This is a genomic window from Pseudoxanthomonas sp. SGNA-20, from assembly GCF_003931635.1.
Taxonomy (GTDB): Bacteria; Pseudomonadota; Gammaproteobacteria; order Xanthomonadales; family Xanthomonadaceae; genus Pseudoxanthomonas.
In genome coordinates, this window is record NZ_RRYK01000001.1 from 849,658 (window position 1) to 871,411 (window position 21,754).

General features: G+C 72.7%; 18 protein-coding genes and 1 pseudogene. 9 read left to right on the forward strand and 10 right to left on the reverse strand.

Annotation, left to right across the window (positions count from 1 at the left end; all coding sequences use genetic code 11):
* Positions 1-21: 21 nt before the first annotated feature.
* From EIM48_RS03790 to acs, 5 genes are all read right to left on the reverse strand, one after another.
* Positions 22-750, reverse strand: a complete 729-nt coding sequence (locus EIM48_RS03790; protein WP_199728371.1) for a LytTR family DNA-binding domain-containing protein — start codon at positions 748-750, stop codon at positions 22-24.
* An 88-nt stretch (positions 751-838) separates the two neighbouring features.
* Positions 839-1,501, reverse strand: a complete 663-nt coding sequence (locus tag EIM48_RS03795) for a dienelactone hydrolase family protein (RefSeq protein ID WP_125111101.1) — start codon at positions 1,499-1,501, stop codon at positions 839-841.
* Between the two features lie 72 nt (positions 1,502-1,573).
* The gene (mdoH, locus tag EIM48_RS03800; protein WP_233581621.1) at positions 1,574-3,508 is read right to left on the reverse strand and encodes a glucans biosynthesis glucosyltransferase MdoH; all 1,935 of its coding nucleotides are present in this window, start codon (positions 3,506-3,508) and stop codon (positions 1,574-1,576) included.
* A 159-nt stretch (positions 3,509-3,667) separates the two neighbouring features.
* Positions 3,668-4,333 carry a response regulator transcription factor gene (locus EIM48_RS03805; RefSeq protein ID WP_019398978.1) on the reverse strand — a complete coding sequence of 222 codons (666 nt, stop codon included), beginning with the start codon at positions 4,331-4,333 and terminating at the stop codon, positions 3,668-3,670.
* 130 nt (positions 4,334-4,463) lie between these two features.
* Positions 4,464-6,407, reverse strand: a complete 1,944-nt coding sequence (gene acs / locus EIM48_RS03810; RefSeq protein WP_019398979.1) for an acetate--CoA ligase — start codon at positions 6,405-6,407, stop codon at positions 4,464-4,466.
* Positions 6,408-6,719: 312 nt separating this feature from the next.
* On the opposite strand from acs, the gene EIM48_RS03815 reads away from it, so the two are divergent.
* Complete coding sequence (locus EIM48_RS03815) at positions 6,720-8,060, forward strand: DcaP family trimeric outer membrane transporter (RefSeq protein ID WP_125111102.1); 1,341 nt, start codon at positions 6,720-6,722, stop codon at positions 8,058-8,060.
* Between the two features lie 14 nt (positions 8,061-8,074).
* On the forward strand, positions 8,075-9,736 hold the full coding sequence (locus tag EIM48_RS03820; RefSeq protein WP_028914423.1) for an MFS transporter: 1,662 nt from the start codon (positions 8,075-8,077) through the stop codon (positions 9,734-9,736).
* Positions 9,737-10,172: 436 nt separating this feature from the next.
* On the opposite strand, the gene EIM48_RS03825 is transcribed toward EIM48_RS03820, so the two are convergent.
* The 5 genes from EIM48_RS03825 to def all read right to left on the reverse strand — a co-directional run bounded on the left by EIM48_RS03825 (position 10,173) and on the right by def (position 16,177).
* Positions 10,173-11,414 carry an O-antigen ligase family protein gene (locus EIM48_RS03825; protein WP_125111103.1) on the reverse strand — a complete coding sequence of 414 codons (1,242 nt, stop codon included), beginning with the start codon at positions 11,412-11,414 and terminating at the stop codon, positions 10,173-10,175.
* 107 nt (positions 11,415-11,521) lie between these two features.
* Positions 11,522-13,240, reverse strand: coding sequence for a glycosyltransferase family 39 protein (locus EIM48_RS03830; RefSeq protein ID WP_125111104.1), 1,719 nt, complete (start codon positions 13,238-13,240; stop codon positions 11,522-11,524).
* A 29-nt stretch (positions 13,241-13,269) separates the two neighbouring features.
* A complete protein-coding gene (rsmB, locus tag EIM48_RS03835; RefSeq protein WP_199728372.1) occupies positions 13,270-14,625 on the reverse strand; it encodes a 16S rRNA (cytosine(967)-C(5))-methyltransferase RsmB in 1,356 nt (451 codons plus the stop codon).
* 3 nt (positions 14,626-14,628) lie between these two features.
* Entirely contained in the window at positions 14,629-15,549 is a 921-nt protein-coding gene (gene fmt / locus EIM48_RS03840) for a methionyl-tRNA formyltransferase (protein ID WP_019398985.1), read from the reverse strand.
* A 115-nt stretch (positions 15,550-15,664) separates the two neighbouring features.
* Complete coding sequence (gene def, locus EIM48_RS03845; protein ID WP_019398986.1) at positions 15,665-16,177, reverse strand: peptide deformylase; 513 nt, start codon at positions 16,175-16,177, stop codon at positions 15,665-15,667.
* 144 nt (positions 16,178-16,321) lie between these two features.
* Between def and EIM48_RS03850 the strand changes: the two genes are divergently transcribed.
* The 7 genes and pseudogenes from EIM48_RS03850 (at position 16,322) to EIM48_RS03875 (ending at position 21,723) form a co-directional block, all read left to right on the forward strand.
* Positions 16,322-17,440 (forward strand): LysM peptidoglycan-binding domain-containing protein, encoded by a 1,119-nt coding sequence (locus EIM48_RS03850; protein WP_125075772.1) that lies wholly within the window; start codon positions 16,322-16,324, stop codon positions 17,438-17,440.
* Between the two features lie 74 nt (positions 17,441-17,514).
* Positions 17,515-18,633, forward strand: a complete 1,119-nt coding sequence (dprA, locus tag EIM48_RS03855; protein WP_125075771.1) for a DNA-processing protein DprA — start codon at positions 17,515-17,517, stop codon at positions 18,631-18,633.
* A gap of 75 nt (positions 18,634-18,708) precedes the next feature.
* Positions 18,709-19,179: a DUF494 family protein gene (locus EIM48_RS03860; RefSeq protein ID WP_019398989.1), complete on the forward strand. Its 471-nt coding sequence runs from the start codon at positions 18,709-18,711 to the stop codon at positions 19,177-19,179.
* A gap of 103 nt (positions 19,180-19,282) precedes the next feature.
* Positions 19,283-19,423, forward strand: a pseudogene (locus EIM48_RS15735) (DUF4339 domain-containing protein); the annotation flags it as partial.
* A gap of 129 nt (positions 19,424-19,552) precedes the next feature.
* Entirely contained in the window at positions 19,553-19,798 is a 246-nt protein-coding gene (locus tag EIM48_RS15740) for a CD225/dispanin family protein (protein ID WP_050992193.1), read from the forward strand.
* Positions 19,795-20,469: a GYF domain-containing protein gene (locus EIM48_RS03870; protein WP_125111106.1), complete on the forward strand. Its 675-nt coding sequence runs from the start codon at positions 19,795-19,797 to the stop codon at positions 20,467-20,469. The genes EIM48_RS15740 and EIM48_RS03870 overlap by 4 nt, the downstream gene beginning before the upstream one ends.
* A 24-nt stretch (positions 20,470-20,493) precedes the next feature.
* Positions 20,494-21,723 carry an RDD family protein gene (locus tag EIM48_RS03875; protein ID WP_125111107.1) on the forward strand — a complete coding sequence of 410 codons (1,230 nt, stop codon included), beginning with the start codon at positions 20,494-20,496 and terminating at the stop codon, positions 21,721-21,723.
* Positions 21,724-21,754: the final 31 nt, after the last annotated feature.

The window sequence follows — 21,754 nt, forward strand, 5'->3', positions numbered from 1 at the left end:
CTGCCCCTGCCCGGCTGGCGCTCAGGGCTGCTGCAGGGCCTGGCGCAGCACCGGCACGCAGCGCCGGCTGACCTCCAGGGCCGGCCCGCCGCTGCGCAGCAGGGCCTGGACGTGGCCGTCCGGGCCGCGCCGCAGTTCGGACAGTTCGCGGCGCGCCACCAGGCAGTTGCGGTGGATGCGCACGAACAGGTCGCCGAACTCCTCTTCCAGCGACTTCAGCGATTCCTCGATCAGGTCCTGGCCGCGGGCGTGGTGCACGACCACGTACTTCTCCTCGGCCTGCAGATAGCGCACGTCCTCCAGCGGGATCACCCGCAGGCTGCCGCGCAGGCGCGCGCACAGCTGGGTGCGGCGCTGCGCCGGGACGGCGTTGCCGCGCCCGGTCAGGAACGCGCGCACGCGCTCCAGCGCGGCGGCCAGCCGCTCCGGGCGCACCGGCTTGACCAGGTAGTCGATCGCCGCGGCCTCGAACGCCGACAGCGCGTGCTCGTCGTAGGCGGTGCAGAACACCACCGCGGTGGCCGGGTCGCTGCCGGCCAGGCGCCGCGCCACTTCCAGCCCGTCCATGCCGGGCATGGCGATGTCCAGCAGCACGGCGTGCGGCTGGTGGCGGGCGCAGGCCTCCAGCGCCTCGCTGCCGTCGCCGGCCTCGGCCACTACTTCGACTCCTGCATCGCCGGCAAGAAGCGTGCGCAGGCGCTCGCGCGCCAGCGGCTCGTCGTCGGCGATCACCAGCTTCAGGCTGTGCATCAGGCGGATTGCGGATTTTCCCCGCGGCCATGGTAGCCGCGCCGGCGGCCGGCCGCCATCCGTCCTCGCCGCCCCCCCGTTCCGCGCCTCAGCGGAAGCGGCGTTCCAGCCAGTCGCCGAGGTCGGCGATCTCCTGCGCGCAGACCTGGTGGGCCATCGGGTAGTGGTGCCATTCCACCTCGAAACCCGCCTGCTCCAGCGCGCGCGCGCTGGCCTGCCCGTGCTGGAAGGCGACCACCGGGTCGGCGCTGCCATGGGCGAAGAACACCGGCTGGGCCACCGCGTTGGGCTCGCGCGCGGCTGCCGCCGCGGTGCCGCCGGGCAGGTAGGTGGACAGGGCGACCAGGCCGGCCAGCGGCTCGCGCCGGCGCAGGCCGGTGGCCAGGGTGATGGCGCCGCCTTGGGAGAACCCGGCCAGCAGCAGGCGCGAGGCGGGGATGCCGCGCTCGGCCTCGCGGGCAATCAGGGCCTCGACCTGTTCGATCGATTCCTCCACCCCGGCCGCGTCGGCGCGGGTGGCGAAGTCCATGCCGACGATGTCGTACCAGGCGCGCATCGGTACCCCGCCGTTGATGGTCACCGGGCGCACCGGCGCGTGCGGGAACACGAAACGCAGCGCCGGCCAGTGCGGACGCACCAGCTCCGGGACGATGGGGGCGAAGTCGTGGCCGTCGGCGCCCAGTCCGTGCAGCCAGAGCACGGTCCATTGCGGGTTGGCGCCGGTTTCCTGTTCGACGGTCTGCAGCAGCATGGGATTCCCCGGAAAACGAAGCCCCACAGTATGCCCGCTGGCGGCAGGCGCCGCCGCGGGCACCGTCGCGGCTCAGGCGCGGGCGCGCAGTTCGGCGGCGCGGCGCAGCACCGGCGGCGGCTGCAGTTCCTCGGGGATGCACAGCAGGCGGTGCCGGCGCAGCCACTGGCCGGCCTGGCGCGAGGAGGTCAGCCACACGGTCGGGATCGACAGCACCATGCCGGCCACCACCGGCAGCATCCACAGCGCCAGCCCGGGCGACACCGCCCAGGACAGCAGGCCCATGAACGCGCCGAACAGGGTGATGCCGCCGTAGCTGCGCACCAGCGCCGACAGCGGCACGCTGCCGTCGTCGCGCTGCTGCGCTTCCCAGCCGGAATCGCGGCCGGCCAGCACCTCGGCCACGCCGCGCGACTGCCGGAACATCACGATCGGCGCCATCAGCGCGGCCAGCACGCTCTCGATCAGCACGCCGGCGAAGGCGCGCGCCGCGCCGCCGCAGCCACGGCGCTCGGCCGGGTCGGCGAGCATGGCCAGGAAACCCAGGATCTTGGGCAGGAACAGCACCAGCATGGTCGCGGCGAACAGCCAGGCCACGCGCTCGGCGTCGTGCCGGGTCCAGTACTCGATCGGCGAGAACCCGGCCAGCTGGAAGCCGTCCCAGGCCAGGTCGGCGTGGTACAGCGGGATCGCCAGGCCGACCAGCATCAGCATGGCCCACATCGGCGCGGTGAAGTAATGGCCGATGCCGACCAGCATGTGGCTGCGGCTGACCCAGTGCAGGCCGGCGCTGCCGACCACCTTCATGTGCTGCAGGTTGCCCTGGCACCAGCGGCGGTCGCGCACCATCATGTCGCTCAGCGAGGGCGGGCCCTCCTCGTAGCTGCCGCCCAGCTCCGGCACCAGGTGCACGGCCCAGCCGGCGCGCCGCATCAGCGCCGCCTCGACGAAGTCGTGGCTCAGCACGTGGCCGCCGAACGGCTCCCGCCCCGGCAGCTCCGGCAGGCCGCAGTGCGCGGCGAAGGCCTCGGTGCGGACCATCGCGTTGTGGCCCCAGTAGTTGCTCTCGGCACCGTGCCACCAGGCCACGCCATGGCCAATCACCGGGCCGTACACGCGCCCGCCGAACTGCTGCATGCGCGCGAACAGGGTGTTGCCATTGACCACCCGCGGCAGGGTCTGCAGCAGGCCCACGCCCGGATGCGCCTCCATCGCCCCGGCCAGGCGCACCAGGGTCTGGCCGCTCATCACGCTGTCGGCGTCCAGGATCAGGAACTGCGGGTAGGCGCCGCCGAAGCGCTGCACCCAGTCGCCGATGTTGCCGGCCTTGCGCCCGCGGTTGTCCGAGCGGCAGCGGTAGAACAGCCGGCCCTCGGCGCCCAGGCGCTCGCGCAGGGCGCGGAACTGCTCGACCTCGGCCGCCACCACTTCCGGGCGGCGGCTGTCGCTGAGCAAGAAGAAATCGAATGCGTCCAGCTGCCCGGTGGCGGCCACCGACTCGTACACCGCCTGCAGGCCGGCCAGGACCCGCGCCGGGTCCTCGTGGTAGGTCGGCATCAGCAGCGCGGTGCGGGTGCGCAGGCGCGGCAGCGGGCCGTCGGCCGACAGCCCCAGCGGATTGCGCCGGCGGGACAGCAGCACGCAGAAGCCGGCGAAGGCGGTCACCGCCGACAGCGCGATCCAGGCGAACAGGGCCACGAACAGGCCCAGCAGGATCAGGTCCAGCAGGCTCAAGCCGCCAATGCGCAGCACCTGGGTCATGCCCAGGCTGGCGGCGGCGGTGAGCACGGCGGTGGAGCCGACCACCGCGGCGCGTCGCCAGCCGACGCGGGCCGGCGAGGTGGCCGGCCGGACCCTGGCCAGCTCGCCTTCGCGCAGGGACTGGCGCGGCATCGGCAGCGGCGTGGCCGGCGGCAGCCAGGCCTCGGCGGCCAGCGGCCGCGGGGACGGCAGCGGCGCGGGGCACCGCTGGACGGCGGGGCCGGTGGATTCGATGACTTGCAACACGGGTGTCTCCCTCGGTCGCATTCCGGAGCCCGGTGAGGGGCCGGAGGAAAGCGTCGCATCATTGTGCGCCGCACCAAGGGGCTGGGCACGGGGTTGCAGTATTCCCGTTCAGCCGCGTGTTTGCCTTGCGAAGGGTTGGTTAGCCGTGGTTTTGTGACATCAGTCCTGTTCTTCCGGCGGCACCACCAGCCCGTCCGGATCCACCGCCAGGCGTCCGGCCATCAGCACGGCCTGGGTGCGGTTGCCCACCCCCAGCTTGCGCAGCACCGCGGTGACGTGCGCCTTGATGGTCGCCTCGGACACGCCCAGGTCGTAGGCGATCTGCTTGTTCAGGCGGCCCTCGCCCAGCATCTGCAGGACCCGGAACTGCTGCGGGGTCAGCTCGCGCAGGCGCTGGGCCACTTCCTGCTCGTCGCGGCTCAGCGCCGGGGCGGCGGCCGCAGCCGCCGGCGCCCAGCGCTCCCCGTCCAGCACCGTGCTGATGGCGGTGCCGATGGTCTCCGAGTCGGCCGACTTGGGAATGAAGCCCAGCGCGCCGTGGTCCAGCGCCCGGCGCATCACCCCCGGCTCCTCCCGCGCCGAGACCACCACCACCGGCAGCTGCGGGTGCTGGGCGCGCAGGTGCACCAGGGCGCTGAAGCCGTGCGCGCCGGGCATGTTCAGGTCCATCAGCAGCAGGTCCGCGTCCGGATGCGCCTCCACCAGCGCGTACAGCGCGTCCACGCTGTCGGCCTCGTGCAGCTCGGTGCCCGGCAGGATCCGCTGCACCGCCCCGCGCAGGGCCTCGCGGAACAGCGGATGGTCGTCGGCGATCAGGATGGTCATAGGGGCCGTGATTGGGGATGCGTGATTCGCGGTTCGCAAAAGCGGGGGCGGCCGGACCGCCGCCCCGATGGTGACCGAAGCGGGCGCCTCGCTCTTCCGAATCACCAATAACTAATCACGAATCACGACCTCATTTCACCTTGCGCTCGGAGACCAGCGACTCGACCACCGACGGATCGGCCAGGGTCGAGGTGTCGCCCAGCTGGTCCGGGGCGTTCTCGGCGATCTTGCGCAGGATGCGGCGCATGATCTTGCCCGAGCGGGTCTTGGGCAGGCCGGCGGCCCACTGCAGGTGGTCGGGGGTGGCGATCGGGCCGATCTCCTTGCGCACCCAGGCCACCAGCTCCTTCTGCAGCTCGTCGCTGGGCTGCTCGCCGGCCTTGAGGGTGACGTAGGCGTAGATGCCCTGGCCCTTGATCTCGTGCGGGAAGCCGACCACCGCGGCCTCGGCCACCTTCGGGTGCGCCACCAGTGCGCTCTCCACCTCGGCGGTGCCGATGCGGTGGCCGGAGACGTTGATCACGTCGTCGACGCGGCCGGTGATCCAGTAGTAGCCGTCCTCGTCGCGGCGGCAGCCGTCGCCGGTGAAGTAGGTGCCCGGGTAGGTGCGGAAGTAGGTGTCGATGAAGCGCTGGTGGTCGCCGTAGACCGTGCGCATCTGCCCCGGCCAGGAATCCAGCAGCACCAGGTTGCCCTCGGCCGCGCCCTCGAGCACGCGGCCGTCGGTATCGACCAGGGCCGGGCGCACGCCGAAGAACGGGACCGTGGCCGAGCCCGGCTTGAGGTCGACCGCGCCGGGCAGCGGCGAGATCAGGATGCCGCCGGTCTCGGTCTGCCACCAGGTGTCCACGATCGGGCAGCGGCCGTCGCCGACCACGTCGTAGTACCAGCGCCAGGCCTCCGGGTTGATCGGCTCGCCGACGCTGCCAAGCAGGCGCAAGCTGGAGCGGCTGGTCTTCTTCACCGGCGCCTCGCCCTCGCGCATCAGCGCGCGGATCGCGGTCGGGGCGGTGTAGAAGATGGTGACCTGGTGCTTGTCGATCACTTCCCAGAAGCGCGACACGCTCGGGTAGTTGGGCACGCCCTCGAACACCAGCGAGGTGGCGCCGTTGGCCAGCGGGCCGTAGACGATGTAGCTGTGGCCGGTGACCCAGCCCACGTCCGCGGTGCACCAGTAGATGTCGTCCTCACGCAGGTCGAAGATCGCCTCGTGGGTGTAGGACGCGTACAGCAGGTAGCCGCCGGTGGTGTGCAGCACGCCCTTCGGCTTTCCGGTCGAACCGGAGGTGTAGAGGATGAACAGCGGATCCTCGGCGTTCATGCGCTCCGGCTCGCACTGCGCCGGCTGGCCATCGACCACGTCGTGGAACCAGCGGTCGCGCGGGGCCTGCATGTCGACCGCGCCGCCGGTATGGCGCACCACCAGCACGGTCTCGACGGTATTGGTGCCCGGCAGCTTCAGCGCGGCGTCGACGTTGGCCTTCAGCGGGATCTTCTTGGCCCCGCGCAGGCCCTCGTCGGCGGTGATGATCAGCTTGCTGCCGCAGTCGGCGACGCGGTCGGCGATGGAGTTGGGCGCGAAGCCGCCGAACACCACCGAGTGGATCGCGCCGATGCGCGCGCAGGCCAGCATCGCCACCACCGCGTCGGGGATCATCGGCAGGTAGATGGTGACGCGGTCGCCCTTGCCGACGCCGAGGTTGCGCAGGGCGTTGCCCAGCTTGCACACCCGCTCGTACAGCTGGCGGTAGGTGACCTTCTGCACCGGCGCGGACGGGTCGTCCGGCTCGAACAGGATGGCGACCTTGTCGCCGCGCTTCTCGAGCTGGCGGTCCAGGCAGTTGACCGAGGCGTTGAGCTCGCCGTCGGCGAACCAGCGGATGCGGAAGTCCTCGAGCTTGTAGCTGACGTCCTTGATGACGGTCGGCTTGCGGAACCAGTCCAGGCGCTCGGCCGCCTTCGCCCAGAAGCCCTCGGGATCCTCCACCGATTCGCGGTAGAGGCGCTGGTAGTCGTCCTTGCCGATCCTCGCCTTGGCGGCGAACTCGGGCTTGACGGGGTACAGGTCGGACATGGCTTCCTCCTCCAGATGCCAGTGACTGGACGCCGCGCGGGGGCGTGCGGCAACGGCCCAAGTTTGACGCAAGGGCCGTGACGCAATGCAGCAGTATGGCTACTACCTTGGTCGATAGATGCACTGCAGCATGGCGGCCTTGCGCGCGCGGATCCCGCAACGGCGGGCCCGGATGTCCGGCCGCCCGGCGTTTTCGACTAATGGCGAATAGGCGCTTGCCCGGCAGCGTGCGAAGTCTGGCCGCGCAACCGGCCGCAGAGGGGCGGTCGGTCGCCATTTCGAGCACTCATTCGCAGAGGGAGAGGAGGGGCAATGAGCATGCATCCCGCAAGACTGGTGCGCAGGCCGCTGGCAGCCGCAATGCTGCTCGCGCTTGCCGTGCCCGGCGCCGCCATGGCGCAGAGCGACCGCGAGAAGGAACTTGAGGCGAGGGTGGCCGAACTGGAGCGCCAGGTGCAGGCGCTGCTGACCACCCAGCAGCAGCAGGCGGCGCAACCGGCGGCACCGGCGGTCCCGGCCGGCAAGCAGCCGGTGCAGGCCACCACGATCACGCCCAACGCCAACCCGGGCACCACGTTCTCGTACACCGGCTTCATCAAGATGGACGCGATGGTCACCGAGACCAGCGACGGCCGCATCGCCGACGGCTCGTCGGGCCGGCTGTTCTACGTGCCCAGCACCATCCCGGTGGGCGGCGCCGGCGCCGGCGGCGGCGACCCGTACACCGACTTCCATGCCCAGTTCTCGCGCTTCGGCCTGGGCGTGGACCACGTCACCGCCAACGGCGACAAGTTCAAGGGCTACGTCGAGGCCGACTTCTTCGGCGGCGGCAGCAACGCCCTGGCCGGCAACGAGACGGCGACCAACACCTACGCCGTCACCCTGCGCCACGCCTACGTCAGCTGGAACAACTGGCTGGCCGGCCAGACCTGGTCCAACTTCATGGACGTGGCCGCCCTGCCCGACGCGGTGGACTTCGTCGGCCCGACCGACGGCACCGTGTTCGTGCGCCAGGCCCAGGTGCGCTACACCAAGGGCCCGTGGTCGGTCTCGCTGGAGAACCCGCAGACCACGGTCAACCCGTACCTCAGCGCCGCGGCGCGCTTCAACAGCGGCGACAACGTCCTGCCCGACCTGACCGCGCGCTGGCTGACCAAGGGCGACTGGGGCCACTTCACCGTCGCCGGCCTGGTGCGCCAGTTCAAGTGGCTGGACGAGACCGAGACCGGCGCCGCGCTGAGCGTGTCGGGCAAGTTCAACCTCGGCGCCAGCGACGACATCCGCTGGGCGGTCAACGGCGGCAGCGGCATCGGCCGCTACCTGGCGTTCGGCATCGGCAGCGACGTGGTGGTCGACGCCAACGGCGCGCTGCACGCGCAGGACGGCTACGGCGGCTTCGTGGCCTGGCGCCACGTGTTCAGCCCGAAGGTCCGCACCAACCTGATGTACGCGGCCTCGCACTTCGACAACGACACCAGCCTCACCGGCTACGGCGCGACCGAGCGCACCCAGTCGTTCCACGCAAACCTGATCTACTCGCCGTTCCCGAAGCTGGACGTTGGCGCGGAAATCAGCTACGGCCAGCGTTCCCTCGAGGATGACCGCGAGGGCGACCTCAAGCGTCTGCATACCTCCATCAAGTACAGCTTCTGAGGAAGGGGATCCCTATGAGCACCACGGCAGCATCCGCCTCGCCCAAGGGCGAGCTCACCTCGGGCCACAAGAAGGTCATCTTCGCGTCGAGCCTGGGTACCGTCTTCGAGTGGTATGACTTCTACCTCTACGGCTCGCTGGCAGCGATCATCGCCAAGCAGTTCTTCAGCGGCGTCAACCCGACCACGGGCATGATCTTCGCGCTGCTGGCCTTCGCCGCCGGCTTCTTCGTGCGTCCGTTCGGCGCGGCCTTCTTCGGCAGCCTCGGCGACCGCATCGGCCGCAAGTACACGTTCCTGGTCACCATCCTGATCATGGGCATCTCGACCTTCCTGGTCGGCGTGCTGCCCAACTACGCCTCGATCGGCATGGCCGCCCCGGTCATCCTGATCATCCTGCGCCTGGCCCAGGGCCTGGCCATGGGCGGGGAGTACGGCGGCGCGGCCACCTACGTGGCCGAGCACGCGCCCGCCAACCGCCGCGGCCTGTACACCAGCTTCATCCAGACTACCGCGACCCTGGGCCTGTTCCTGTCGCTGCTGGTGATCCTGGGCTGCCGCCTGTCGCTGGGAACCGAGGCGTTCGAGGACTGGGGCTGGCGCATCCCGTTCCTGGCCTCGATCGTGCTGCTGGGCATCTCGGTATGGATCCGCCTGCAGCTGAGCGAGTCGCCGCTGTTCCAGGAGATGAAGGCGCAGGGCAAGGGCTCGAAGATGCCCTTCCGTGACTCGATCAAGACCGGCAACCTGAAGCTGATGCTGCTGGTCCTGTTCGGCGCCACCGCCGGCCAGGCCGTGGTCTGGTACTGCGGCCAGTTCTACGCGCTGTTCTACCTGCAGAGCATGCTCAAGGTCGACTCCACCGTCGCCTACCTGCTGATCGCCGCGGCGCTGGCCCTGGCCACCCCGTTCTTCCTGTTCTTCGGCTGGCTGTCGGACAAGATCGGCCGCAAGAAGATCATCATGGCCGGCTGCCTGCTGGCCGCGGTGACCTACTTCCCGATCTTCAAGGGCCTGACCCACTTCGCCAACCCGGCGGTGGAGGAAGCCGCGCGCACCTCGCCGGCGGTGGTGGTGGCCGATCCGGAAACCTGCAGCTTCCAGTTCGACCCGGCCGGTGTCCGCAAGTTCACCAGCTCCTGCGACGTGGCGACCGCCGCGCTGGCCCGCGCCGGCGTGCCGTACACCATCCAGCCGGCGGCCCCGGGCTCGGTGGCCGAGGTCCACATCGGCGACCGTCCGGTCACCTCGTACGACGCCACCGGCCTGGCCGGCGACGAGCTGAAGGCCAAGCAGGGCGAGTTCGGCGGCGCGCTGAAGGCTGCCCTGGTCGACGCCGGCTATCCGGACAAGGCCGACACCGCCCGGATCAACATGCCGATGACGATCCTGCTGCTGTGGCTCCTGGTGATCTACGTGACCATGGTCTACGGCCCGATCGCCGCCTACCTGGTGGAGCTGTTCCCGACCCGCATCCGCTACACCTCCATGTCGCTGCCGTACCACATCGGCAACGGCTGGTTCGGCGGCTTCCTGCCGGCGATCTCCTTCGCCCTGGTGGCGGCTTCGGGCAACCTGTACTACGGCCTGTGGTACCCGATCATCATCGCGGTCATGACCCTGGTGATCGGCACCCTGTTCCTGCGCGAGACCAAGGACGTGGACATCACCGCCTGACCCTCCGCGGCAGGCAAGGCCGGTCCCGCGCGGACCGGCTGCAGCACCCGGCGCCGGCCCCCGTGGGCCGGCGCTTTTTCATGCCGCGCGTGGCCCGCGGCCGGCCGGCAGGCAGGCACGGCCTGGCATCCCCTGCCCTGCAACGGCGGACACCGGACGCGACGGCGCCATCGGCCAGTGCCCCCGCGCCGCTGGGCCGCGACCGTTGTCCGCGCAGGCGCAGCACGCCCGGGAATGGAGGGCGCGGAACACGACACCAGCACGGCCGGTGGGCCGTCGCGGAGCAGTCCGGACAAGCGCAGCACGCCCGGGAGAACGGAAGGCGAGGCCCGTGCCAACCGGTGCACACCCGGGACTGCGGCTGTGGCCGCGGCCTGCCACGGACCATGGAGACGGCAGCGGCCGGCAGGCGCCGGGCGCCGGACCGCGCCGCGGTTCAGTCCCCGCGCACGCCGCGTCCGCGCAGGCGTCCGGCGGCGGCGGCCTCGTGCAGGGCCAGGCCCAGCAGGATGCCGGTCAGCGCGGCATAGGCGCTGGTGGTGGTCTGGTGCGCGAACATCGACTGGGTAAGCCCGCACAGGGCGAACACCACCACCAGCATGGCGCCGCCGGCGGCGATGCCGCGCATGCGCGGCACGCCGGTGCGCCAGGCCAGGTGCAGGAACAGCGCCAGCGGCACGCCGTACAGCAGCAGCAGCGAGACCAGGCCGGGGATGCCCATGGTCGCGGCCCACTCGGCCAGGTCGTTGTGGGCGTGGCCCAGGTCGCAGCGCTCGGCCGGGTGCGGCTCGCGGCAGGCCGGCAGCTGCTCGCGCATGGCGCGGTCGAACTGGGCAAAGCCCACCCCGGTCCAGGGCCGCTCGAGGAAGGCGTCGACCGCCACCTGCAGCCGTTCCAGGCGCGCGCCGGCGGAGGAATCGTAGTCGCCGGCATTGATCCGCTCGATGTCCTGCTGCAGCTCGACCAGCCGCATCTGGTGGCTCATCCCGGGCACCGCCCCCACCAGCGCCACCACGCCGGCCAGGGCGGTGGCCAGCAGCAGCACCCGGTAGCGCCAGCTCTGCCAGCCGCTGCCCAGCACCACCGCGGCCAGCAGCAGCAGCAGCCCCGGCCAGGTCCCGCGGGTGCCACTGAACAGGATCGCCACGGTGCCGCAGGCCACTCCGAACAGCGCCCAGTGCCAGCTGCGCGGCGGCCGGCAGAACACCGCCAGCACCATCAGCAGCAGGACCACGTCGGCAAACACGATCGCGTTGACCCAGCCGGAGGCGCGCCCCAGCCCGGTGGCGACCTGGACGAAGGCCAGCACCACCGCGCCGGCCAGGCCGGCCATCGCCCCGCGCCACAGCCAGCTGGCCGGCGGACGCAGGGCCCAGGCCCAGGCCATCGTCCACGGCAGGACCAGCAGGCGGTCGCGGCTCTCGATGCTCCCGCCGCCGGCCCAGTGGCTGGAAAGCAGGGCCACGCCCATCGCCAGCAGGGCCGTCGCGGCCACTGCCGCCAGCGGCCAGCCGATGCGGCGGGCGCCGGCGACCACGCCGGGCACCAGCAGGGTGGAGACGAGCAGCAGCAGGCCGAACGGGAGCAGTCCCTTGGGCAGGGTCAGGGCCAGCGCCGGCAGGCACCACAGCGCGCAGGCCGCACAGCGCCGTGCCCAGTGCAGCCGGTGTCCTTCCATGCGGTCGTCGTCACTCCCCACTCTTTCTTCGGCTTGCGTGCGCGGCGAGCCGCACATGGTCGCCGCGCCACGCGGAACGAAGGCTGAGCCGGCGCCGGCGCCGGCGCTCACTCCTCCAGGTCCCGCGCCTGCCCGGCGGCCGCGCGCGCGCGCTCCTCCGGGGTAGCCTCGCAGGGGGCGACGACCGCGTCCGGCGGCACCAGGTACCAGCGGCGGCGGTTGGAAATGCCGGCCAGCTCGATCCGCTGCGGGTCCAGGCAGTGCTCCAGCGCGTCCTCCAGCACCAGCAACCAGCGGTCCGGGGCCTGCGCCTGCCAGGCCACCGCCAGCTGCAGCTGCTCGTCCCAGGGACGGTTGAAGCCGAAGGTCGCCGCCGGGCGGTCGGCCATCAGCAGGTTCTGCTCCTTCCACGCGACCAGGCCCAGCTCCGCCTCCGGGCCGATGCGGCGGCCGGCCGCGGCCATCACCCCGCGCGCGGAACTGGCGTCGTTGAGCAGGCCGTAGCCGACCAGCCCGAACACCACCCACAGCCCCGCCAGGGTGGCGGACAGCGCCGCCACCGCGCGGCGGCGGAAAGCCAGCACGCAACCCAGGCCCCAGGCGCCGATCGCCAGCAGCATCCAGCCGCCGGCGACGATGCCCTGCGGATCCAGGCCGCGCTGCTCGCGCAGCCGCTCCGGCAGCGAACCGACGCCGGACAGCACCGAGGCACCGCCGGCCAGGAACAGCAGCGCCACCAGCAGCGCCAGCGCCAGCAGCAGCGCGCGCGGCAGGCGCCGGCGCAGGATCCCCGGCAGCAACGGCGCCAGCGCCAGGCACATCATCGGCAGCGCCGGCATGATGTACACGTCGCGCTTGCCATCGGGGATGGAGAAGAACACCAGCACCAGCAGCCACCAGGCCAGCGGCAGCAGGTAGCGCGGGTCGCGCCGGCGCAGGCGCCGGCGCCAGGCCGGGATCGCCCACGGCAGCGCCAGCACCGCCGGGATCCACATGCTCGCCATCACCCCCAGGTGGTACCAGGCCGGCTGGTGGTGGTCCCAGGACTGCGAATAGCGCTTGGCGGTCTGCCGCAGCAGGATGTCGTGCAGGTAGGCGCGATACTCGGGCAGGTCCTGCGACAGCGCCACCGCGAGCACCGGCACCAGCCACACCGACACCGCGCCGAGGAACGCCAGCGGGCCCAGCCAGAAACGGCGGTCGCGCGCGTGTACCCGCACCCGCGGCCAGCCGCGCACCGCGGCGATCGCCGCCGGCAGCACCATCAGCAACGCCAGCGCGCCCACGCCCTTGGTGATCGTGCCCAGGCCGGCCGCGGCCCAGCCCAGGGCCCACCAGCGCCAGGCCGGGCCCAGCAGCAGGTGGCGCAGCAGGCCGTAGTTGGCCAGGGTGATGAAGAAGGTGACCAGCGGGTCGATCTGCGCCTTCTTCGCCTGCCAGGTGAACTGGAACGCGAACAGCAGCGCCCACGCCGCGTACAGGCCCACGCGCCGGGTCCACAGCCGGCCGGCCAGGTCCTGCACGCACCACAGCGTGCCCAGCGCGGCCAGCAACGAGGGCAGCAGGAACGCCACCCGCCAGTTGCCGGTCACGGTGTAGAACGCGGCCTGCAGCCACATCAGCATCGGCGGCTTGTCCGAGTACAGCTCGGTGCCGCGGTGCGGGAACAGCCAGTTGCCGCTCTCCACCATCTGCTTGGCCACCAGGGCGAAACGCGGTTCGTCGGCCGGCCACGGGTCGCGCAGGCCCAGGCCCGCGCCGAGTACCAGCAGGGCCAGGGTCCAGAACAACCAGAGGTCGCGCTTGCGCAGGTCTTGTATCGGCATGGCCGTGGCTCGGGTTGGCGGGGATCAGGTCACTCGGATTTGCGCAGGCGCGCGTAGAAGAAGCCGTCCATGCCGTCCTCCCCGGTCAGGCGCTGGCGGCCGGGACCGGCGGCATGGCCGAACGCCTCCGGCAACGGCACTGCGGCCGCGTCCGGGGTACGGGCCAGGAACGCCTCGACCTGGCCGGCGTTCTCCTCCGGCAGGATCGAGCAGGTGGCGTACAGCAGGATGCCGCCCGGGCGCAGCAGCGGCCAGACCGCGTCGAGCAGGCGCGCCTGCGCGGCGACCAGGGACTCGATGTCCTCGGGACGGCGGTGCAGCAGGATGTCCGGCTGGCGCCGGACCACGCCGGTGGCCGAGCACGGCGCATCCAGCAGGATCGCGTCGAAGGTGAAACCGTCCCACCACAGTGCCGGGGTGGTGGCGTCGACCGGGCGCAGCTGCACGCGCTCGCCGAGCAGGCCGCCGCGGCGCAGGGTGTCTTCCACCCGCGCCAGCCGGCGCGGGTCCACGTCCAGCGCCAGCAGTTCCAGCGTGGGGTCGCGCTCGAGCAGGTGCGCGGCCTTGCCGCCGGGGGCGGCGCAGGCATCGAGCACGCGCGCGCCCGGCTCCGGGGCCAGGGCGTCGGCCGCCTGCTGCGCCGAGCCATCCTGGACCGCGACCAGGCCTTCCTCGAAACCGGGCAGGGCCGCCACCGGCACCGGCTCGTCCAGGCGCAGGCCGTCGACCAGGCGCGGATCGATGCTGGCGGCGATGCCCGCCTCCTGCAGCCGCGCGCGGTAGGCCTCGCGACCGGCCAGCCTGCGGTTGACCCGCAGCCACAGCGGCGCGGCATGCGCGCTGGCCGCGAACACCGCGGCCGCGTGCTGCGGCCAGGCGGCCTCGACCTTCTTCCGCAGCCATTGCGGCCAGGCCGCGGCCGGATCGGCGGCCGGGAAACCCTCGCGCTGGGCACGGCGCAGCAGCGCGTTGACCAGGCCCGCCTGGTGCGGACGGCCCAGCGCGCGCGCGGCCTCGACCGTGGCATCCAGGGCCGCGTGCGCCGGCAGCTGTAGCGCGTCGAGCTGGGCGCAGCCGGCCAGCAGCAGGGCCACCAGGGAACCGTCGCCGGCGCCCGGCGGCCTGGCCAGCCAGCCGCGCAGCGCGGCCTCGTAGCGGTGGCGTCCGCGCAGCGCGGCGAACACCACCGCCTCCAGCAGGGCACGGTCGCGCGGATCGGCCAGGCGCGGCAGCACCGGCGCCAGCTCGGACTTCAGCGAGCGGCCGCGGTGCACCACCGCGTCGAGCACGCGCGCGGCGTGCACGCGCACTTCCACGCCGGGGGCCAGCGGCCGCTCCGGGCGCGGGTGCGCAGGGCGTCGTGCGGGCGGACGCGGCGCAGGCATCCGTCAGCCAGCCACCAGGTCGCGGCGCGCGTTGAGCCAGTCGGCCGCGGTGATCGCGCGGCCGCCGTCGCGCTGCACCGTGCGCAGGCGCAGCACGCCCTCGCCGCAGGCGATGTCGATGCCCTCGCGGCTGGCGCCGAGCAGGGTGCCGGGCGCGGCGCCATGGGCCTGGTCCAGCGCCACCGCGCCGTGGATGCGCAGGCGTTCGCCGGCCACCTGGGCCTCGGCCACCGGCCACGGGTTGAATGCGCGCACGGTGCGCGCCAGCTCGGCCGCCGGGCGGCTCCAGTCCAGCCGCGCCTCGGCCTTGTCCAGCTTGTGCGCGTAGGTCACGCCCTCGGCGGGCTGCGGCCGCGGCACCGGCCGGATCCCGGCGCGCAGCAGGCCCAGGCCGTCGCCCAGTACCTGCGCGCCCAGCTCGGCCAGGCGGTCGTGCAGCTGGCCGCCGGTCTCGGCCTCGCCGATGGCGGTGCGCTGTTCCAGCAGCACCGGGCCGGTGTCCAGGCCGGTTTCCATCTGCATCAGGCACACGCCGGTCTCGGCGTCGCCGGCCTGGATCGCGCGCTGGATCGGCGCGGCGCCTCGCCAGCGCGGCAGCAGCGAGGCATGCACGTTCCAGCAGCCGTGGGTCGGGATGGCGAGCACGGCCTTGGGCAGGATCAGGCCGTAGGCCACCACCACCATCAGGTCCGGCCGCAGCGCGCGCAGCTGTTCCTGGGCGGCGGGGTCGCGCAGGCTTTCCGGCTGGTAGACCGGGATGCCACGGGCCACCGCCTCCAGCTTCACCGGCGAGGCCTGCAACCCGCGGCCGCGGCCGGCGGGCCGGTCCGGCTGGGTATAGACGGCCACCACCTCGCCGCGTTGCGCGGCGACGCGCAGGGAAGGCACCGCGAACTCCGGGGTGCCTGCAAATACGATCCTCATCGGGTCATCGTCTCCAGATGGCCCGTCCGCCCGCGGGCGGTACGGGGGCCGGCCGGCGCGCCGCCGGCGGCCCGGGGGGCTGCGGGGCGCCGCCGCGGCGGGGGCGCCACCGGGCTCAGGCGGCGTGCCTGCGCGCCTTGGCCAGCTTCTTGCGCACCATCTCGCGCTTGAGCGGCGAGAGGTAGTCCACGAACAGCTTGCCGTCCAGGTGGTCGATCTCGTGCTGGATGCAGGTGGCCAGCAGGCCCTCGGCGGGCAGTTCCTGCTGCTTGCCCTCGCGGTCCAGGTAGCGCACGACGATGGTGTCGGCGCGGGTCACGTCGGCATAGATGCCCGGGATCGAGAGGCAGCCCTCCTGGTAGGCGCGCTTGCCCTGGGAGGAGACGATCTCCGGGTTGATGAACACCATCGGCGCGGACTTGTCCTCGCTGACGTCGATGACCATGAAGCGCAGGTGGCGGTCCACCTGGGTGGCGGCCAGGCCGATGCCCGGCGCCGCGTACATGGTCTCGAACATGTCGTCGACCAGGCCCTGGAACTCCGGGCTGGTTACCTGCGCCGGATCGACCTGGGCGGCCTTGGTGCGCAGGCGCGGATCGGGGAATTCGAGGATGGGCAGCAGGGCCATGGCGGGCGCTCCGGGGGGTGGCAAACAGGATCGGCCGGGACGGACCCGGCCAGCGTCCCCAATTCTAGCGCGGATGCTTGCGCTGGGACCGGGTTTCTGGACTATAGTCCGCGGACCTGTTGGGGAATCAGGCGGATTTCAACAATGCTCACGCGCCTTCGGACGGCCTTCGCCGTCGCGATGCTGACTGTCGCTACCTATGCGCTGGCGGTCGAATCCGCCGGCTCCCATCCGGATACCTACGTCGTCCAGAAGGGCGACACCCTCTGGGACATCGCCGGCCGCTTCCTGAAGAAGCCCTGGCTGTGGCCGGAGATCTGGCAGGCCAACCCGCAGGTGGCCAACCCCCACCTGATCTATCCGGGCGACGTGCTGAGCCTGGCCTACCTGGACCGCGTGGTCGCGGTCGAGCCGGGCCCGCGCGAGGAGGCCCCGATCGGCGCCGTGCCGCTGTCGGAGATCGAGCCGTTCCTGAAGAACCTGCGCGTGACCGACGCCTTCGAACACCTGCCGTACGTGGTCGCGTTCGAGGACAACCGCCTGCGCGGCAGCGCCGGCCAGGCCGCCTACGTGAAGAACCTCGCCGGCGCCGCCGTGGGCCAGCGCTACGCCGTGGTCCGCCCGACCGTGCGCTACGCCATGCCGCGCAACACCCGCGACCTGCTGCCCAGCGGCCGCCCGACCCCGGGCGACGGCGCGCTGTGGAAGGAATACGTGCCGCCGACCGACCGCAACGAGTTCCTCGGCTACGAGCTGACCCAGGTCAACGTCGGCACCATCACCCGCGTGCCGGCCGGCTCGGTCGAGGTGGCCACGCTGACCCTGGAGGACAGCAACGGCAAGGAAGTCCGCGCCGGCGACCGCCTGATCCCGGTCGAGCCGCAGCCGTACGACCTGCAGTTCTTCCCGCACCCGCCGCGCGAACTGCCGACCGACGTGCGCGTGCTGGCGGTGGCCGACGCGATCGCCTCCGGCGGCCCGCGCGACGTGATCGCGCTGTCGGCCGGCGCCCGCGACGGCTTCGACAACGGCACCGTGGTCTCGCTGTGGCGCACGAGCACCAAGGTCAACGACCGCGTCACCGGCGGCCAGACCTCGCGCATGGACGACCGCTTCAGCGGGGGCGGCGTGGCCCTGCCGGAGGAGTACGCGGCCCACGCGATGGTGTTCCGCACCTTCGACAAGGTCAGCTACGCCCTGGTGATGGACGGGGTGAAGCCGGTGCGCGTGGGCTACAGCGCGCGGCATCCGGATACCGAGTAAGCCGGACTAGTCCTACGCACCGATGCGACGGCGCCCTAGGGCGCCGTCGCCGTTTCCGGGCGACGATGGCGGGCATGTCCGCCGCCGTCGCCTACCCGCCCGCAACTGCCGCCGATCCCCTGCCCGCCCTGCGCCTGGCCCTGGCCGGCGGCCCGCGCGCGCCGCGCCGGGCGCTGTTGCAGGCCGGGCCGGCGGCGCGGCCCGATCAGGAGCTGGCCGCGCGCCTGGACGCGGTGCCCGCGCCCCTGCTGGAGCGCTGCCTGGCCTGGCTGGAACAGCCCGGGCACCACTTCCTGCCCTGGAACGACCCCCGTTACCCGGCCCTGCTGCGGGAATGCGCGGACGCGCCGCTGGCGCTGTTCGTGGCCGGCGACCCGGACCTGTTGTGGCGGCCGGCCCTGGCGCTGGTCGGCAGCCGCGCCGCCAGCGCCGGCGGCCGCGACAACGCCCGCGCGTTCGCCCACGCCTTCTGCCGCGCCGGCCTGGTGGTGGCCAGCGGCATGGCCGCCGGCATCGACGGCGCCGCGCACGAGGCGGCGCTGGAGTGCGGCGGCGGCACCGTGGCCGTGCTTGGCACCGGCCCGGACGTGGCCTATCCGCGCCGCCACGCCGGGCTGCTGGAACGGATCGCGGCCCACGGCGCGGTGGCCAGCGAGCATCCGCCCGGCACCCCGCCGCGGGCCGCGCACTTCCCCGGGCGCAACCGGATCATCGCCGGGCTCGCCCTGGGCACGGTGGTGGTGGAGGCCGCGCTGCGCTCCGGCGCCCTGATCACCGCGCGCCTGGCCGCGACCTACGGGCGCGAGGTGTTCGCCCTGCCCGGTTCGATCCACCACCCGCAGGCCCGCGGCTGCCACCGCCTGATCCGCGACGGCGCCCAGCTGGCGGAAACGCCGGAGGACGTGCTGGCCGGCATCGCCGCGCTGGCCGGGCACCTCGCCCGGCAGCTGGCCCCCCCGCCCGCGGCCCGTCCCGGACCCGCCACGACGCCTGCCCAGCCCCGGGGGGACCACGACAAGTTGTGGCAGGCACTGGGCCATGACCCAATCCCTATGGACATCCTCGCTGAACGGACCGGATTGACGCCCGCCACCCTGTCGTCCATGCTGCTGGCCATGGAACTGGACGGGCGGATCGTGGTCGAACATGGCCGCTATGCGCGCAGGTCCAGCGGCGACGGCCCCGGAGCCTGACGGCGGCCGGACGGCCTGGCGCCAGGCCCGTGGTTCCCCACCCACCGCGTCCTTCCCGGACGCAGGCCGAGGGCAATGAAAGAAAGCATCCTGGACGTCCTGCTCTACCTCTTCGAACACTACATCGCCGACGATGCGGACACCCTGCGCGACCGGGATCCGCTGCAGGCCGGCCTGATCGAGGCCGGATTCACCCCCGCCGAGATCGCCAAGGCCTTCGACTGGCTCGACGGCCTGGCCCAGCAGCGCCCCAGCGCCGAGCCGCGCTGCAACGGGCCGGTGCGGGTGTTCCATGGCCCGGAGCTGGACAAGCTGGACGTGGAATGCCGCGGCTTCCTGACCTTCCTGGAGCAGCAGGGGGTGCTGGATGCCGCCCAGCGCGAGCTGGTGGTCGACCGCGCCATGGCCCTGGACCAGGACGAGCTGGACCTGGACGACCTCAAGTGGGTGGTGCTGATGGTGCTGTTCACCCAGCCCGGCGCCGAGGCCGCCTACGCCTGGATGGAAACCCAGATGTTCGGCGAGGACCCCGAGCCGGTGCACTGACCGGCCGCGCCACTGCCCTGCCTCCCGGAAGCCGGCCACGCGCCGGCTTCCGCGCATCTGGAGGTTAAGGTAACGTGACGAAACGGATTTTCCGGGGACACGAATGGACTGGTATTACGCCACTGCCGGCGGGCAGGGGCATGGCCCGGTGCCGGCCGCGCGCCTGCGCGAGCTGGCCGCCACGGGCGAGATCGGGCCGGCCACGCTGGTGTGGCGCGAGGGCATGGCGCAGTGGCAGCCGCTGGCACAGGTGGCGGCCGAGCTGGGCCTGCCCGGCTTCGGCGCAAGCCCGCCGCCGCCACTGCCGCCGGCCGCCGCTGCCGGCCCCTACGCGCCGCCGCAGGCCTGGGACAGCGCGCGCCCGGCGCCGGTCGTGCAGCCGGTGCCGACCTACCTGGCCTGGGCGATCCTCACCACCCTGCTGTGCTGCTGGCCGCTGGGCGTGGTGTCCATCGTCCATGCCTGCAAGGTGGACCGCCGCCGCGCCGAGGGCGACCTGGCCGGGGCCTTGGAGGCCTCGCGCAAGGCGCGCCTGTGGGCGCTGTGGTCGGCGCTGTCGGTGCTGATCGCGCTGGCCGCGTTCGTGTTCTTGTCCGTGCTTGGGGAGCTGCTGGGATGAGCCATTGGTACTACGCCACCCCGGACGGCCAGCAGCACGGGCCGCTGCCGGCCGCCGAACTGGCCGCGCTGGCACGCCGCGGCGCGATCGGGCCGCAAACCCTGGTCTGGCGCGAAGGCCTGGCGCAGTGGTGCCCGCTGTCGGCCGTGGCCGTCGAACTGGGCCTGGCCGCCCCGCCGCCGCCCCCGCTCCCCGGCCAGGCGCGCACCGCCATGCCGGCGCCGCCGCCGCGGCGCACCGGCTGCATCGTGGCCGTGGTCCTGGGCGTCGCGCTGCTGGTGCTGGTCGCGATCGTGGGCATCATGGCGGCGGTCGCCCTGCCGGCCTACCAGGACTACGTGGCCAGGACCCGGGTGGCGGCGGCCATCGCCGAGGCACGCGCGCACCAGCCGGCGGTGGTGGCCTTCGTCGAGGAGCACGGCCGCTGCCCGACCAACGACGACGAAGGCTTCGCCAGCGCCGAGGAATACGCCGGCGGCAACCTCGCCGCGATCCGCTTCGGCGAGTTCGAGGAAAGCGAGCTGTGCGGCCTGGCCGCCACCCTGCGCGTGCCAGGCAACGACGACCTCGACCAGCAACCGGTCTGGCTGGAATACAACGCGGCGGTGGACACCTGGCTGTGCTCCTCGGCCATCGAAGACCGTTACCTGCCCCATGAATGCCGCGGCTGACGCGGTACACGAAGGATCCAACGCATGACCCAGTGGTATTACGCCGATCACAACCGCCAGCAGCAGGGCCCGGTCGCGGCCGCCGAAGTGGCGCGCCTGTACCGCCAGGGCCGGGTCGGCGATGCCACCCTGGTGTGGCGCGAGGGGCTGTCCCAGTGGCAGCCGCTGGGCGCCCACCGCGGCGAGCTGGGCCTGGACCAGCCGGTGCCGCCGCCCGCGCCGGTGGCCGCGCCGCCGGCCCCGCAGCCCGCCCCGGCGCCGGCGACCGCGCCCGTCGCGGCCGGACCGGCCGCGTGGCAGCCCGCGGAGCCCGTGCTGGAACCCGTGCTGGAACCCGTGCTGGAGCCCGTCCTGGAACCGGTCGCGGAACCGGTCGTCCCCGGAACCGCCGCATCCGGCGTGGCGCCCGTCGCTGAGCCCGTGCTGGAGCCAGCCACGCCCGAGCAGGTGGCCGGACCGGCCCTTGCCGAGGTCACCAGCCCCCACCACGGGAGCGCCCCCGAGGCCCGCCTGGAACTGGAGCCGCTGGCCCCGACCGCCGCCCCCGGGACCGGCACCGCGGACGGCCACGACGGCGGCCACGCCTGGACCACGGCCGAGGCCAGCCAGGCCTATTCGCCCTACGCCGCCCCGGTGGCGGCGGCCACCGGCTCCTACGCCCCCCAGGCCGCCGGCGAGGTGGTGCTGGCCGGGTTCTGGAAGCGCGTGGCCGCCTACCTGATCGACAGCGTGATCGTCGGCGTGGCCGGCACCCTGGTCGGCATGGTCCTGGCCCTGTTCGCGCTGCCGCTGGCCCTGTCCGACGACTCCGGCGCCGCCACGGCGATCATGCACCTGGGCGTGCAGCTGTTCTCGATCCTGCTGACCGCCGTCTACTACGCCGCCTTCCACGCCTCGCGCGGCGGCGCCACCCCCGGCAAGATGGCCATCGGCATCAAGGTCGTGCGCACCGACGGCAGCCGCATCAGCCTGCTGCGCGGCATCGGCCGCTACTTCGCCACCATCCTCAGCAGCCTGATCCTGTGCATCGGCTACCTGATGGCGGCCTTCACCCAGCGCAAGCAGGCCTTGCACGACATGGTTTGCGACACCCTGGTGGTGGACAAGTGGGCCTTCACCGAGCACCCGGAATGGCAGCGCCGGGAGCTGGGCACGCTGACCATCGTGGTCCTGGTCCTGGGTGGCCTGCTGCTGGTCGGCGCCCTGGTCGCGCTGGTGGCCATGATCGGCGTGATCGCCTCGCTGGCCGCCTGAGCCGCGCCGGAGGCCGGCTTGACACGGCCGG